The sequence below is a fragment of the Stenotrophomonas sp. SMYL89 genome (assembly GCF_036319985.1).
GTDB lineage: Bacteria > Pseudomonadota > Gammaproteobacteria > Xanthomonadales > Xanthomonadaceae > Stenotrophomonas > Stenotrophomonas maltophilia_Q.
The window spans coordinates 21,211-36,223 of record NZ_JAWIRW010000012.1 but is presented as its reverse complement, the minus strand read 5'-3'; the positions used below and the strand labels follow the sequence as shown (position 1 = coordinate 36,223).

Here is a 15,013-nt window from a genome sequence, read left to right as displayed (position 1 = left end):
CGTACCGGTTGTCGGTTCACGGCCATTGTCGTCAAGCCGACACCGTGCTGGCAACGGGCGTCGGCCGTTTCGTTGGGGAAAATTCGCAATGGATATCGGCTACTTCCTGAAGCTGATGACCGAAAAGAACGCTTCGGACATGTTTCTGACCACCGGGGCACCGGTCTACATCAAGATCGAGGGGAAGCTCTATCCGCTGGGCAACACCGGCCTGCCGCCGGGCATGGTCAAGAAGATCGCCTACTCGCTGATGGACGAAGGCCAGGTACCGCAGTTCGAGCGCGAGCTGGAACTCAACATGGCCATCGCCCTGCCCGATGCCGGTCGTTTCCGCGTCAATGTGTTCAAGCAGCGCGGTGAAGTCGGCATGGTCATCCGCGCCATCCGCAGCCGGATTCCGAGCATCGAAGAGCTGAACCTGCCGCAGGTGCTGAAGGACGTCATCATGACCCCGCGTGGGCTGGTGCTGGTGGTGGGGTCCACCGGCTCGGGCAAGTCCACCTCGCTGGCATCGATGATCGACCACCGCAACAGCACCACCACCGGTCACATCCTCACCATCGAGGACCCGATCGAGTACCTGCACAAGCACAAGATGTCGATCGTCAACCAGCGCGAGGTCGGGCTGGACACCCATGCCTTCCACAACGCGCTGAAGAACGCGATGCGTGAAGCGCCGGACGTGATCCTGATCGGCGAGATCCTGGACGCGGAAACAATGGAGGCGGCGATCGCCTTCGCCGAGACCGGCCACCTGTGCCTGGCCACCCTGCACTCCAACAACGCCGACCAGACCATCGAGCGCATCCTCAACTTCTTCCCGGAAAGCGCGCACAAGAACGTGCTGATGAACCTGGCGCTGAACCTGCGCGCGGTGATCAGCCAGCGCCTGGTGAAGAACAAGGAAGGCCGTCGCCTGCCGGCCACCGAAGTGCTGCTCAACACGCCGATGATCCGCGACCTGCTGCGTCGCGGCCAGGTGCACGAGATCAAGGCGGCGATGGAAGCATCCCTGGAAGAGGGCATGGAGAGTTTCGACCAGTGCCTGTTCCGGCTGGCCAAGGCCGGCACCATCGAGCAGGAGGAAGCGCTGCGCGCCGCCGACTCGCGCGACGGCCTGGCGCTGAAGTTCCGCCTGTCCGAAGGCAGCAGCGGCGAGCACGATCCCTACGCGGATTTCTCTGCGGGCGCGCCAAGCATCACCCACGGGTTCTGATCCGCGCAGCTCTTTCGACACCGGTAGCGCCGGGCCATGCCCGGCGCAAGCCTGAAGGATTCAGGGCCGATCTCATCCATTGAGACCGCTCATCCGTAGGTTTCCGCAATGGAAACCATCCGCAAGCTTGCCATCCTGGCTGACGCCGCCAAGTACGATGCCTCCTGCGCCTCCAGCGGCTCGGGCAAGCGCGACTCACGCGCCAGCGGCGGCATCGGCAGCACCGAAGGCATGGGCATCTGCCACAGCTACACGCCGGATGGCCGCTGCGTATCGCTGCTGAAGATCCTGCTGACCAACTTCTGCGTCTACGACTGCGCCTATTGCGTCAATCGCGTGTCCAGCAATGTGGCCCGCGCGCGTTTCAGCGTGGACGAGGTGGTCGCGCTGACCCTGGATTTCTACAAACGCAACTACATCGAAGGCCTGTTCCTCTCCAGCGGCATCATCCGCAATGCGGACTACACGATGGAGCAGATGGTGGAGGTCGCCCGGCGCCTGCGCGAGGAACACCGCTTTGCCGGCTACATCCACCTCAAGACCATTCCCGAAGCGTCGCCGGAACTGCTGGCCAGCGCCGGGTGCTACGCCGACCGGCTGTCGATCAACGTGGAGCTGCCCACCGAAGCCGGGCTGAGCGCGCTGGCACCGGAGAAAACCGTACAGTCGATCCGCGGTGCGATGGGCGAGCTGCGCTGGCGCATCGAGGAAGCCAAGGAGGCACGCAAGGCCCCCGCCGCGGTGGCGCCGACTGCAAGCCGCGTCGCACGCCCGCGCCCTCCCCGTTTCGCCCCGGCCGGGCAGAGCACGCAGATGATCGTCGGCGCGGACGGGGCGAACGACCAGCAGATCCTGGCAAGCGCCGAGAGTCTGTACGGCAACTACCGCATGCGCCGGGTCTACTACTCCGCGTTCAGCCCGATTCCGGACGCCAGCCGGCAGCTGCCACTGCAGCCGCCACCGCTGCAGCGCGAACATCGCCTTTACCAGGCTGACTGGCTGCTGCGCTTCTACGGCTACGGCGTGGATGAGATTACCGACACCACCCAGGACGGCATGCTCGACCTGGATATCGACCCCAAGATGGCCTGGGCGATCCGCCACCCAGAACGCTTCCCCGTGGATCTCAACCGCGCGCCGAAGGAAATGCTGCTGCGCGTACCCGGGCTGGGCGTGCGCAATGCAGAGCGCGTGCTGATGGCGCGCCGGCACGGGCGCCTGCGCGTGGCGGACATCGCCCGCCTGAAGGCGCCGATGAGCAAACTGCTACCGTTCGTGCTGCTGGCCGACCACCACCCGCGCAGGGCGCTGGACGATCCGGCTGCGCTGCGCGCCCAATTGGCCCCACCGCCCCGTCAGGGATCGCTGTTCGATGCCCTACCGTCAGCCTGACCCGCAGCGCTGGTCGCTGCGGGTGGACCCGCCGTGGTCGCTGGAGGCCTGGCGCAACGGCGCGCGCGATGCCCTGTTGCGCGGCATCGCACCGGAACAGCTGGACTGGCTGGAGGGCAGCGACGCATCACTGCTGGATGCGCCGGCGGTCAGCTCCGCGCCCGTGCTGGCCGATGCCGGCGTGCCGAACGTACCGCGCGACTTCCTTGAACTGGCGGCCACCTGCCTGTGCCACCGCGATATGCAGCGCATGGCCCTGTTGTACCGGCTGCTGTGGCGCATCACCCATGGCGAGCGCTCGGTGCTGTCCAATCCCGCCGATGCCGACGTGCTGCGCGCAACCGCGCTCGCCCAGGCCGTTCGCCGCGATACCCACAAGATGAAGGCGTTCGTGCGCTTCCGCGAAGTCCCCGGCCAGCCCGAGGCGTTCATCGCGTGGTTCGAACCACAGCATCACATCGTCGATCGGGTGGCGCCGTTCTTCGCGCGCCGCTTCACCGGCATGCGCTGGGCTATCCTGACACCGTCATGCAGCGTGGCATGGGATGGGCAGGCACTGGCGTTCGGCCCCGGCGCACGGCGCGAGGACGCCCCGGCCGAGGATGCGCGCGAGGCCCTGTGGCAGACCTATTACGCCAGCATCTTCAATCCCGCGCGGCTCAACACCCGGATGATGATGCAGGAGATGCCGGTCAAGTACTGGCGCCACCTGCCCGAGGCGCAGCTGCTGCCGCGTCTGGTGCGCGATGCGGGCGATCGCGTGCAGGAAATGCATGACCGGCCAGCGCAGGCACCGCAGCGCAGGATTCCCATGCGTGGGGATGCTGCGTCGGCGCCCCCCGATACCGGCAGCCTTCAGACGCTGCGACAGCAGGCCAGCGCCTGCCGCCAGTGCCCGCTGTGGGAGACCGCCACGCAGGCGGTGTTCGGCCAAGGGCCGGCCAATGCGCGGGTGATGGTGATCGGCGAGCAGCCGGGTGATACCGAGGATCTGCGCGGCCAGCCGTTCGCCGGCCCGGCTGGCCAGCTGCTGGACCGTGCCCTGGCTGAGCTGGGAATCGATCGCGCCGCGCTGTACCTGACCAATGCGGTAAAGCACTTCCACCATGAGCGCCGCGGCAGGATCCGGCTGCACAAGCGTCCGGAAAGCCGCCACATCCAGGCCTGCCGGCCGTGGCTGATGGGCGAGATCGCGCGGGTGCGGCCGCAGATCATCGTCTGCCTGGGCGCAACCGCGGCAGCCTCGGTCTTTGGCCGGGATTTCAATCTGTCGCACGACCGTGGACGCTGGCTTACGCTGGAGGACGGCACCCGCGGCTATGCCACCGTTCATCCGGCGTGGGTGCTCCGGCAGGGCGATGATGCCCGCCGCGAGGCCGGCTATCGGCTGTTCCGGGAGGACCTTCGGCAGATGCTGCGAGGGGATGGGGAATCCGCCGGGCATGGCCCGGCGCTTCCACGGGCCGGGGACCGGTAGCGCCTGGCCGCGCCCGGCGAGCGAAGCGGCCCGTCAGGCGGTGTCGAGCTGGTTCTCCGGGCGCGCGCGCTCGAAGGCCTCCAGTGCCTGGCAGGCGGCCTCGATGCGGCGCAGGGTCGGGTACGGCGCCAGGTCGAGGCCGAAGCGGTGGGCGTTGTAGAGCTGCGGCAGCAGGCAAAGATCGGCCAGGCCGGGGCGGTCGCCGTGGCAGAAGGTGCCGGTGTCGCGGCTGTTGGCCAGCATCGCTTCCATCGCGGCAAAGCCTTCGGCGATCCAGTGCAGGGTCCATTGCGTGCGGGCGTCGGCCCGCAGTTGCAGGTCGCGTTCCAGGTACTGCATCACCCGCAGGTTGTTGATCGGATGGATATCGCAGGCCACCAGCTGGGCCAGCGCCCGCACCCGCGCGCGGCCGGCGGCGTCGGCCGGCAGCAGCGGCACCTGCGGGAAGCGCTCTTCCAGGTACTCGACGATCGCCAGTGACTGGGTCAGCGTGTGCCCATCGTGCAGCAGGGTCGGCACCAGCTGCTGCGGATTGAGCGCGCGATAGGCGTCAAGGTGCTGCTCGCCACCGTCGCGGACCAGGTGCACCGGCCGGGCCTCCCAGGCCAGGCCCTTCAGCTCCAGGCCGATGCGCACGCGGTAGGCGGCGCTGGATCGCCAGTAGGTGTACAGCACGATGCCGTCGTCGACCGGGCCGTCGTCAACCAGGATGTCCATCGCCGCCTCCATGCTCAGGGCTTGGCCGCCTGTTCGATGCGCTGTTCGATCGCACCGAAGATGCTGTTGCCGGCGGCGTCGAGCATCTCGATGCGGACCACATCGCCGAACGACATGAACGGCGTGCTCGGCTTGCCATCGCGCAGGGTTTCCACCACGCGCTGCTCGGCGAAGCACGACGCACCCTTGCTGGTGTCTTCGTTGGCGATGGTGCCGGAGCCGACGATGGTGCCAGCACCCAGCGGGCGGGTCTTGGCCGCATGCGCGACCAGCTGGGCGAAGTTGAACTGCATGTCCACGCCCGCTTCCGGCGCACCGAACCACTGGCCGTTGATGTGGGTCAGCAGCGGCAGGTGCACCTTGCTGTCCTGCCAGGCATCACCCAGCTCGTCGGGGGTGACGAACACCGGTGACAACGCCGAGCGCGGCTTGGACTGCAGGAAACCGAAACCCTTGGCCAGCTCACCCGGGATCAGGTTGCGGAGCGAAACATCATTGACCAGGCCGACCAGCTGGATGTGGCCTGCGGCCTGCTCCGGGGTGGCGGCCATCGGCACGTCGTCGGTGATCACCACGATCTCCGCTTCCAGGTCGATGCCATAGTCCTCGCTGACCACCTTGACCGCATCACGCGGGCCGTAGAAACCTGCGCTGGTGGCCTGGTACATCAGCGGGTCGGTGTAGAAGCTCTCCGGCACCTCGGCACCACGCGCCCGGCGCACGCGCTCGACGTGCGGCAGGTAGGCGCTGCCGTCGACGAATTCATAGGCGCGCGGCATCGGCGCGGCAAGTGCCTGCACATCCAGATCGAACACGCCGTCGGCGTCGCCGGCATTGAGCGATTCGGACAGCGCGTTCAGGCGCGGCGCGATGTGGCTCCAGTCCTCCAGGGCCTGCTGCAGGGTGGCGGCAATGCCGGTGGCGCGCACGCCGTGGCGCAGGTCACGCGAGACGACGATCAGGGTGCCGTCGCGGCCGCCTTCCTTCAAAGAACCAAGCTTCATGGTGGGTGTCCGGAGTCGTGGGCAAACAAGTTTCAAGTGTAATCAAATATGCGCTGGCGCCAAGCTGCAGCGCGGCATCGGGCCACACTACCGTAGTGGGGGGGTCGGCAGGGTTGCACCCTGCACCTGCTTCAAGCCAAGGCAACGGCCGAAGCAACAGCAACAACGGGCATTCCGTGGGATGGCGGGACACTGTGGGTTTGCGGGGACGCCGTAAACCCGTCCCTGGGGGCTTGGTCGCGGCATCCATGCCGCTCACACCCCGCAAACCCACAGTGCCCCGCCTTCGACAGTAGGCCGGTGGCCAGTAGATCCACGCCATGCGTGGATGAATCTCCATTGAAATCGAATATTTCGACAATTGAACGAAGAGCATCCACGCACGGCGTGGATCTACCGCAGATCGCGGGAAACTGTCGAAGGCGGGATGGGTCCGGTGGCGGGAGTGTCCGCGGCATGGATGCCGCGGCCAAGCCCCCATGGACGGGTTTACGGCGTCTCCCGCCACCGGACCCACCCCGCCATCCCTCAGGAAACCCGCTTTTGACGTTGACGTTGACGTTGCTTCGGCCTCTGCGGGTGCAGGGCGCAGCCCTGCAGAGAGCCCCCTACCTGAACGGGGCTTTTTGCGTGAGGTCTCAGCCATCGGTTAGACTAGGCGGGTCTGCAGCGGCCGTCCGTTTCCCTTCGGGATCGCCGGCGTCCGGGGTCCGCCCCGTCGCCCGCCCCCACTCCGACACCGTTCGTCACGCATTCCAGCCTGCGCTCCGCGCCGGCTGCACCCAACTTCTCGCAGCGCGGTTCACGGGAACGCTCCGAGTCAGCCGATCAGTTTGATCTGCCCCCGTCTGTCCGTTCGGACAGGCGTTTCTTGTACTTGGAGCAAACTCAATGTCTTTTGAATCGCTGGGCCTGGCGCCCTTCCTGCTGCGTGCGCTTGCCGAGCAGGGCTACGAAAACCCGACCCCGATCCAGCAGCAGGCGATCCCGCTGGCGCTGGCCGGTCGCGACCTGCTGGCCGGTGCACAGACCGGTACCGGCAAGACCGCTGCCTTCGGCCTGCCGCTGCTGCAGCACCTGGGCACCGCTTCGCAGGAAGTGCGCAGCGGCCCGCGCAAGCCGCGCGCGCTGATCCTGGCCCCGACCCGCGAACTGGCCACCCAGGTGCATGACAGCCTGCGCGGCTACAGCAAGTACCTGCGCATTCCCAGCGCCTGCATCTACGGCGGCGTCGGCATGGGCAACCAGCTGGACATCCTGCGCCGTGGCGTGGACCTGCTGGTGGCCTGCCCGGGCCGCCTGATCGACCACCTGGAGCGTCGCAGCATCGACCTGTCCGGCATTGAACTGCTGGTGCTGGACGAAGCCGACCGCATGCTCGACATGGGCTTCCTGCCGTCGATCAAGCGCATCCTGGCCAAGCTGCCGAAGCAGAACCGCCAGACCCTGCTGTTCTCGGCCACCTTCGAGGACAACATCCGCCAGCTGGCGCTGGAGTTCATGCGCAACCCGGAACAGATCCAGGTGACGCCGAAGAACACCGTGGCCGAAACCATCACCCATCGCGTGCACCCGGTCGATGCCGGCCGCAAGCGTGACCTGCTGCTGCACCTGCTGGCGCAGGACAGCCGCGAGCAGACGCTGGTATTCGCCCGCACCAAGCACGGCAGCGACAAGCTGGCGACGTTCCTGGAAAAGTCGGGCATCAAGACCGCGGCGATCCATGGCAACAAGAGCCAGGGCCAGCGCCTGCGTGCGCTGGGCGACTTCAAGGCCGGCCGCGTGACCGTGCTGGTGGCCACCGATATCGCCGCGCGTGGCATCGACATCAACGAGCTGCCGAAGGTGATCAACTTCGACCTGCCGATGGTGGCCGAGGACTACGTGCACCGCATCGGTCGTACCGGCCGCAATGGCGCGACAGGCCAGGCGATTTCGCTGGTGGCGCAGGATGAAGTGAAGCTGCTGCGCGCGATCGTGCGCCTGCTGGGCCGCGACATGGACATCCGTGATGTGCCGGGCTTCGAGTTGCAGGTGCCGATCCGCTGGGGCAACAGTGCACCGGGCAAGGCCGAGCACGATACCGGCGAGCGCGCACCGCGCAAGAGCCATGCACGCCGTCCGCACGGTGATGCACCGCGCCATGCGCATGCGGGCCCGAAAAAGGCCGGTGGCGGCCGTCGCGAGGGCGGTGGCAACGGCCAGCAGCGTGCAGGCGCCGGTGCCGGCCAGGGCCAGCGTCGTGGTGGCGGCGGCAATGGTGGCGGCCGTGGCCGCGGCCAGGGTGGCAACGGCGGCGGTCGCGCCGGCTGATCCCAGCTGACATGGTTGGTGCTTCCCGCTGCGCGGGGGGCTTATCGAGGGACGGCGCTGACGCGCCGTCCTTTTTTTTGTTGCGGGCTACCGGGTGATAAAGCACGCGGTGGCAGTACCGAGGGCGAATGGGCATGGGGGCAGCGCAGAACACGCTGTAAATACGTCCATGTAAGCTCGATGGCGCCATCCATGGCGCCAACGGTTCTGCGCTGCCCCCATGCCCATCCGCTTCAAGCATTGCCTGCGCCTTCTTCTCCCGCCGGGTAGCCGGGAGAAGAAAGATCAAATTCAAATTCAAAGTCAGAAGCCGAAGCCGCAATTCCTGGCTTTGCCTTTGCTTTTGCTTTTGCCCTTGCTCCCGCCTTGGGGTCTGATGCGTCCGCGCCCGCAGCACCCGGTCCTGGGAGGCCGGGGGCCCCTGCCAGGACCTGTGGCGCCAAGGATGGCGCCATCGAGCCCCCATGGATGGGTTCACGGCGTGTCCTGGCTGAGGCCCCCTGCCTCCCAAGCACAACAACAACTCGGCGCCAAACGCCTCAACCCCGCGCTTTACTCGGATTCACCAGATTCCCGAAGAAGATCGCGTTGATCAGCAGCCGATCCGTCCCGTGCCAGTACTTGCGGTGCGCCGGATCATCGGCAAACAGCACCACGTTGCCTTGCCCCTGCGCCGACACCAGCAGCCACGCACTACCCGCCACCCGCGTGCGGTTACGCTCGGACAGGTAGCCGTTCACCCGCGGCGGCGTGTCGATGCGCACCACCGTCGAGAACGGATTCGCGCTCGGCTGCAGCGTCACCGTGTTCTCCTTGTTGATCGCCAGCTGCCGGCGCGGCACGCCGAACGCCAACGGATGGCTGGTATCGACATCGGCACTGAGGATGTTGCCGCTGACCCGCTCGATCGCAGCGATGTCGCGCTGGTCGCCGAACGCACGGCGGCTCTCATCAGCAGCCTCTTCTTCCTTGCCAAGCTTTTCGCCGTCGGCAAGCTTCTGTTCGATCGCCCACTTCGATGCACTGCCGTAGGTCACCAGCGAGCCACCGGCCTGTACCCAGCGCTTCAAGGCAGTCACCGCCGATGCGTCAACGGCGGCATAGCTGCCGCCAGACAGCACGATCGTGGTGTAACGGTCCAGCGACACCTTGCCCAACTGCTGCGGATCCAGCTTGCTGGCCGGCAGGCGCAACTGCTGGTCAAGCAGGAACCAGGCCGAGCCGATCTCGGTGGCCGCCACGCCCTCGCCCATCACCAGTGCCACCGCAGGCTTGCGCAGCGCCTTGACGCCATCGCTGCCGAGGTCGATGCCCTCGCGGCTGCGGCCGCTGGACAACGCATGCACCTGCACGCCGGCATCGCGTGCGGCAGCACTCACTGCATCCAGCAACGCCGTGCCCTGCAGTGGTTGCCCGGCCACCGGAACAACGATGCTGCCAGCGGCGAAGCCGGCCTCGCCCTGTGCGGTGGAAGCGGTGAACGGCTGGAACGTTGCGCGCGTGCTCAGGCCTTTGGCCTGCAGTACGGCCAGTGCACGCCCGGCGTTGTAGTCGCGCCAGTCGATGACATAGGCGAAGCCAGCCTGGCCACCCAGCACTGCGCCCTGCTCCGCTGGCAGCGCGGCCACGGGGGCGCCACCATTGATGCGGCTGCGGCTGCCCGCAAAGGCCACACCATACGCCGGCGCGATCGCGTAACTGGTGCTGCCGTAGAACACGTCGCCCTTGATCGGCGGTGTCTCTGCGAAGATCGAATGCACCAGGCGGAACTGCGCCTGCTGCACTGGCACCACATAGGCACTGCCCACCTCGAAGCGTCGCCCATCGATGGTCACCGCACGATCCAGCGCGCGCACCTCAATGCGATGCAGCAGCAACAGTTCCAGCAGGCGGCGGGTCAACGCCGGATCATGCGCATCTCCAAACACGAAGCTTTTCACCGGCTGCTGCGCGGCCTGCTTCAGCGCGCTCTGGAAGAACTGCTTCTGCAGGTCGAACAGCCCAGTGCGCTCGGCCACCGCGCCACGCACGGTGCCCAGCCCGGTGGCGACCTGGTTGCGGATGGTGAACGGGAAGGTCAGCAGGCCATTCACCGATTCCTGCACGCGGCCACGCGAACTGGCCTGCTCGACGGTCACACCGACCGCGCCGTGGAAGTCCGGATAGGTGGAGCCGTACACCGGCGAGAAGTTGTCGAAGTTCTCGCCCGTGTAGTACAGCGAACCCAGCGCATCCAGCGCCTGTGCGTGGTACTTGGCCAGGGTCTTGTTGAATTCATACGATGCCGCCGGAATCAACGGGCTGTGCATGCTCTTCGGCGAAGGCTCGAAGTAGTACGTGCTGTCCTTGCCCATTTCGTGGAAGTCGATCTGCACGTTTGGATGCCACTGATGGAACACCTCCACCTTCGGCCGCGAGTCCTGCTGGGTCAGCGCAAGCCAGTCGCGGTTGAGATCGGTGAAGTAGTGGTTGGTGCGGCCCTGCGGGAATGGCTCGACGTGTTCCTTGTCGGCGGGGTCGGCCGAGGCTGGATCGGACGCCCAGGCGTTGTGCCAGTTGGCGGCGCGGTCGCGGCCGTCAGGATTCTGCGCCGGATCGAACAGCACCACCGCCTGCTGCAGCCATTGCTGGGTTTCCGCGCTGCGGTTGGCCACCAGGTAGTAAGCGGTCAGCATCGCCGCTTCGGCGCTGGAGGTTTCGTTGCCGTGCACGCTGTAGCCCAGCCACACCACCACCGGGCTGTCGCCGGCTGCGCTGCGCGGCTGAGCCGGATCGACCAGGGTCGCGTGCTGCTGGCGGAGCTGTTCCAGCCGCGCGTGGTTGCCCGCCGTGGTGACGGTGGCGATCAGCAGCGGGCGGCCCTCATAACTGCGACCGATCTCGCGCACGCTGACTTTATCGGAACGCTTCGCGAGTTCCTGGAAGTACGCCACCAACTGGTCGTGCCGGGTGTAACGACTGCCGATCGGATAGCCAAGGAACTGTTCCGGCGTGGGAATGGACGTATCGAACGCGGCCGCGTCGGTGGCCTGCGGGAAGAAGTACGCGCTCTGTGCCTGCACCGGCAGCGGCGAGGACAGTGCGGTGGCGGCGGCAAGCAGCAACGGAAGAACGGCACGGCGATGCAAGGACACGGTGACTCCCCTGGAACACAACGGCAGACAGTCACGCGGCCGGTCCCTTCAGGTGACCGGCCGCGGCGGATGGATCAGAAGCGGTAATCGAAGCCCAACGTGAAGTAGCGGCCACGCAGGTCGTACTGGCTGAAGTCGTACGGCGCGCGGATGCCCGGGAACGAGGCGTCGTATGGCGGCGTCCTGTCGGCCAGGTTCTGCACTTTTGCGTACACGGTCAGCTTGTCCACGCCGGTGTAGGCCAGGTAGAGGTCGTACTGGCTGTAGCTGCCGACGCGCGTCTGCACGGCCTTGGCCGCGGTGCTCGCTTCCTGGCGGTAGCTGCTGGTGTAGTACCAGGTCACGGCTGCGTTGAAATCGCCATGCTTCCAGTCCAGCGTGGTGGTGGCCTTGTCCTTGGGCAGGGTCGCGCCCAGGTTGCTGCCGGCGTAGTCCACCAGCGGCCCACCGACCACGGTCGGGCGACGGTAGTCGCGCACGTGGGTGTAGGCCGAGGATACGGTGAAGTCGCCGAGCGCAGCGGTCGGAATGCGCTGGCGCAGTTCAACGTCGATGCCCGAGGTCTTCAGCTCGCTCAGGTTCTGGTAGCGGTTGTAGACCGCCTGCAGCTTGCCGCGCTCATCGCGCTGCACGGCACCGGCCACGTTGTCGTTGACCAGGGTCTGGGTGTTGTTGGTGCCGACCAGGTTGTCCAGCTGGATACGGTAGTAGTCCACGCTCAGGTTGGTGTTGGCCCACGGCGACAGCACCACGCCGAAGTTCACGCTTTTGGTGCGTTCGGGCTTCAGTTCGTTGTTGCCGACGGTGAAGAAGGTCGGGTTCTGGCGCGAGCCCGGCACGTCCGGATCACGCGGATCGACCACGCTGCCGTAGGCGATGCTGGTGCTGTTGGAGTTCTCCGACAGCGACGGTGCACGGAAGCCCTTCGAGGCCGACGCACGCACCAGCAGGAAGTCCAGCGGCTGCCAGCGCAGGCCGATCTTCGGCGAGAAGGCATCGCCGAAATCATCGTAATGGTCGGCACGCGCGGCGGCGGACAGCTCCAGCGTCGAAGCCAGTGGCACGTTCACTTCGGCATAGGCCGCACTGACCTGGCGCTTGCCGTGCACTTCGGCGATGGCCGGGCGCACCTGCAGGCCGGCGTCGATCTGCCACGGGTTGTTGGAATCGAGCTTCTCGCGGCGCCACTCGGCACCGGCGGCGAAGCCGATCTCGCCGGCCCAGGTGTGGCCCAGGCTGCCGGAAATCTTCGCATCGATGCCCTGCAGCTTGGATTCGGCCGGACGCAGCGTGGCGATGTTGATCGAGTCGCGCACCGACTGCGGCGTCGCCGCCGGGTTGAGCAGATTGTAGCTGCCCGAGGCCAGTGCATCGGCCAGCGCCCAGCGGTTGGCGAAGCCACCAGAGACGCTCTCGCGCTCGCTGCTGCGTGCACGGAACGCAGCCACTTCCCAGTCCCACGACGCGGTGGTGCCACGCAGGCCGAACACGCCGCGGTAGGCGGTGGAGCGGTTGGTCTTGATCGTGCCGCCGAGGTCGAAGAAGGTGTACTCGATCGGGATCGCACGGCCGTACGGGTTGTAAGGATTGTTGGCCGGCAGCAGCGACGACACCGGCTCCGCCAGGCCGGTGTTCGCGTTCAGTGCGAAGCGGCCACTCTCCAGGGTGAAGAACGGGCTGCTGCCGAACCACGCGGCACTCTTGATCTGGCTGTACAGCACTTCGCCGAAGGCTTCGACGCTGTCGCTCAGGCGGAAGGTGCCGTTGGCATAGGCCTGGTAGCGCTTGGTCGAGGGGATCAGCGTGGTGAACGGTGCCTGGTTGAAGCCGCAGGTATCACCAGCCAGGCCGTCGATCGGCGCGCTGGCGACGCGGGTGGTACCGGCCGGGCAGTTGCCGCTGGCATCGAGCATCGGTACCGACACACCGTTGACCAGGTAGCGCGCGCCCTTGGCCGACCAGCCGTTCCAGCGGCCACCGGGCTTGTCGGTGTAGATGCCGCTACTGGTCAGGTTGCGCTCGTCCTGATCGAGGCGCTCGCGGTTGTAGCCCTGCAAACTGAAGAGGATGTTGTAGCCATCGGTGTCGAGGTCGCCGAGGCCACCGACGAACTTCAGGTTCTGCTCGTGCAGGCCGCCCTGGTCGGCGCCGCCGAAGCTGCCGCCGATCTCGGCGCCTTCGAAGTTCTGCCGGGTGATGATGTTGACCACGCCGGCCACGGCGTCGGAGCCGTACACCGCCGAGGCGCCGTCCTTGAGCACTTCGATGCGCTCGACCGCGACCAGCGGCAGCGCGTTGAGATCGACGAAGGTGTCGGACAGGCCTCCGGCCGGGAAACCATAGTTGGCCAGGCGGCGGCCGTTGAGCAGCACCAGCGTGTTCTTCTGCGACAGGCCGCGCAGGCCGATGCCGGCCGAGCCGGACGCCCAACCATTGTTGGTGGTTTCGTTGCTGGCGTTGCCGGTGTTGGCCGAGATCGAACGCAGCACGTCAGCCACGGTGGCCTTGCCGGTCTGTTCCAGCTGCTGGCGGCCGATCACCTGTACCGGGTTGGAGGCCTCGGTATCGGTGCGCTTGATGTTGGAACCGGTGACGCGCACAGCGGCCAGGGTGCTGGCTTCGCCACTGGCATCGGCGGAGTTTTCGGCGGCGGCGGACAAAGGCGCGGCCAGAGCGACGGCCAGGGCCGCCACGAGCAGGGTGTGCTTGGGCATGACGATGTGGGGGAGGTGGTAAGGGCGATGAAGTTCCGCAGTAGTCCATGCCTGGCCGGGGTCCGGCCAATAACATCTCTTCATACGGATATAAGAGAAACTATCATCTCTTCATCCGGATGAAAAGACTTTCTTCACGAAAGACCAACATCCACTCAGGCTGCGCGGCTGCCCGCGGCGTACAATCGCGCCATGGAAATCTTCAAAGTCTTCATGCTCGAGGCGGCGCACCGCCTCCCCAACGTGCCGCCGGGGCACAAGTGCGCGCGCCTGCACGGCCACTCGTTCCGGGTGGAACTGAAGGTCGAGGGCAAGCCCGGTGCGCAGACCGGCTGGATCATGGACTTCGGCGACGTGAAGGCGGCCTTCCAGCCGATCTACGACCGCCTGGACCACCACTACCTCAATGACATTCCCGGCCTGGAGAACCCCACCAGCGAGAACCTGGCAGTGTGGATCTGGAATGAACTCAAGCCCAGCCTGCCGGCGCTGAGCGAGATCACCGTGCACGAAACCTGCACCTCGGGCTGCCGCTACCGCGGCCCTACCGTCTGATCAAGCCATTGATCTGAAAGGTTTTTCAAAGGCGCCCTGGGCGCCTTTGTTATTTTTGTTGCAATGCGGCATCAAGGGCGTATGCTGCAATGCATCAAGCCACTTCCTGATGCCCCATGGCCGCCGCCTTCAGCGATCGCTTCAGTGATGCCACCCGCCAGCTCGCAGCCGCGGCAACGCGCGCGAACCGGTTGGCGTTGGAGAACGCGGAAAGCATGTTCGGCGTGCAGCTGAAGGTGATGGAGCGCAACCTGACCGCGACCGGCGGCTGGCTGGGTGAACTGGCCCGCGGCGAAGATGCGGCCGGGACGCTCTCCAAGGGCGCGCAACTGTGGCAGGACAACCTGCAACGACTGGGCCAGGCCCAGCAGGACATGGTCGGTCTCGGCCTGCAGGCCAGCAAGGCCTGGTCCGAACTGGCGCAGGGTTACAACGCATCAACCGCGGACGCGAACAGTCACTGACGCGACGCAACGCTCATTGCATGGGTC

Annotated in this window: 10 protein-coding genes; 6 read left to right on the top strand and 4 right to left on the bottom strand. The window is 66.4% G+C overall.

From position 1 onward, the window contains the following. Positions 1 to 88 precede the first annotated feature (88 nt). The 3 genes from V3B41_RS15030 to V3B41_RS15020 all read left to right on the top strand — a co-directional run bounded on the left by V3B41_RS15030 (position 89) and on the right by V3B41_RS15020 (position 4,085). Entirely contained in the window at positions 89 to 1,216 is a 1,128-nt protein-coding gene (locus V3B41_RS15030) for a PilT/PilU family type 4a pilus ATPase (protein WP_004141526.1), read from the top strand. 108 nt (positions 1,217 to 1,324) lie between these two features. Beyond that, positions 1,325 to 2,608, top strand: coding sequence for a putative DNA modification/repair radical SAM protein (locus tag V3B41_RS15025; protein WP_329861651.1), 1,284 nt, complete (start codon positions 1,325 to 1,327; stop codon positions 2,606 to 2,608). Beyond that, positions 2,589 to 4,085 (top strand): UdgX family uracil-DNA binding protein, encoded by a 1,497-nt coding sequence (locus tag V3B41_RS15020; RefSeq protein ID WP_329861650.1) that lies wholly within the window; start codon positions 2,589 to 2,591, stop codon positions 4,083 to 4,085. The genes V3B41_RS15025 and V3B41_RS15020 overlap by 20 nt, the downstream gene beginning before the upstream one ends. Before the next feature lie 33 nt (positions 4,086 to 4,118). Here the strand turns inward: V3B41_RS15020 and maiA are convergent, their stop codons facing one another. Both maiA and V3B41_RS15010 read right to left on the bottom strand, forming a co-directional pair. After that, the gene (maiA, locus tag V3B41_RS15015; protein WP_329861649.1) at positions 4,119 to 4,802 is read right to left on the bottom strand and encodes a maleylacetoacetate isomerase; all 684 of its coding nucleotides are present in this window, start codon (positions 4,800 to 4,802) and stop codon (positions 4,119 to 4,121) included. A gap of 14 nt (positions 4,803 to 4,816) precedes the next feature. After that, complete coding sequence (locus tag V3B41_RS15010; RefSeq protein ID WP_049427974.1) at positions 4,817 to 5,806, bottom strand: fumarylacetoacetate hydrolase family protein; 990 nt, start codon at positions 5,804 to 5,806, stop codon at positions 4,817 to 4,819. 891 nt (positions 5,807 to 6,697) lie between these two features. On the opposite strand from V3B41_RS15010, the gene V3B41_RS15005 reads away from it, so the two are divergent. Further along, positions 6,698 to 8,119: a DEAD/DEAH box helicase gene (locus V3B41_RS15005; protein WP_049432238.1), complete on the top strand. Its 1,422-nt coding sequence runs from the start codon at positions 6,698 to 6,700 to the stop codon at positions 8,117 to 8,119. Between the two features lie 539 nt (positions 8,120 to 8,658). Here the strand turns inward: V3B41_RS15005 and V3B41_RS15000 are convergent. Then, positions 8,659 to 11,253, bottom strand: coding sequence for a M14 family metallopeptidase (locus V3B41_RS15000; protein WP_329861648.1), 2,595 nt, complete (start codon positions 11,251 to 11,253; stop codon positions 8,659 to 8,661). A 74-nt stretch (positions 11,254 to 11,327) separates the two neighbouring features. After that, the gene (locus V3B41_RS14995) at positions 11,328 to 13,967 is read right to left on the bottom strand and encodes a TonB-dependent receptor (protein ID WP_329861647.1); all 2,640 of its coding nucleotides are present in this window, start codon (positions 13,965 to 13,967) and stop codon (positions 11,328 to 11,330) included. 192 nt (positions 13,968 to 14,159) lie between these two features. Here V3B41_RS14995 and queD point away from each other — a divergent pair, with 192 nt between their 5' ends. Both queD and V3B41_RS14985 read left to right on the top strand, forming a co-directional pair. Beyond that, positions 14,160 to 14,522 (top strand): 6-carboxytetrahydropterin synthase QueD, encoded by a 363-nt coding sequence (queD, locus tag V3B41_RS14990; RefSeq protein WP_049432246.1) that lies wholly within the window; start codon positions 14,160 to 14,162, stop codon positions 14,520 to 14,522. Between the two features lie 116 nt (positions 14,523 to 14,638). Further along, complete coding sequence (locus tag V3B41_RS14985; protein WP_049432249.1) at positions 14,639 to 14,986, top strand: phasin family protein; 348 nt, start codon at positions 14,639 to 14,641, stop codon at positions 14,984 to 14,986. Positions 14,987 to 15,013 lie beyond the last annotated feature (27 nt).

Coding starts and splice junctions, on each gene's coding strand:
- V3B41_RS15020 (WP_329861650.1), top strand. CDS start 2,589: ATGCCCTACCGTCAGCCTGACCCGCAGCGCTGGTCGCTGCGGGTGGAC.
- V3B41_RS15030 (WP_004141526.1), top strand. CDS start 89: ATGGATATCGGCTACTTCCTGAAGCTGATGACCGAAAAGAACGCTTCG.
- V3B41_RS14995 (WP_329861647.1), bottom strand. CDS start 13,967: ATGCCCAAGCACACCCTGCTCGTGGCGGCCCTGGCCGTCGCTCTGGCC.
- V3B41_RS14985 (WP_049432249.1), top strand. CDS start 14,639: ATGGCCGCCGCCTTCAGCGATCGCTTCAGTGATGCCACCCGCCAGCTC.
- V3B41_RS15010 (WP_049427974.1), bottom strand. CDS start 5,806: ATGAAGCTTGGTTCTTTGAAGGAAGGCGGCCGCGACGGCACCCTGATC.
- V3B41_RS15025 (WP_329861651.1), top strand. CDS start 1,325: ATGGAAACCATCCGCAAGCTTGCCATCCTGGCTGACGCCGCCAAGTAC.
- queD (WP_049432246.1), top strand. CDS start 14,160: ATGGAAATCTTCAAAGTCTTCATGCTCGAGGCGGCGCACCGCCTCCCC.
- maiA (WP_329861649.1), bottom strand. CDS start 4,802: ATGGACATCCTGGTTGACGACGGCCCGGTCGACGACGGCATCGTGCTG.
- V3B41_RS15005 (WP_049432238.1), top strand. CDS start 6,698: ATGTCTTTTGAATCGCTGGGCCTGGCGCCCTTCCTGCTGCGTGCGCTT.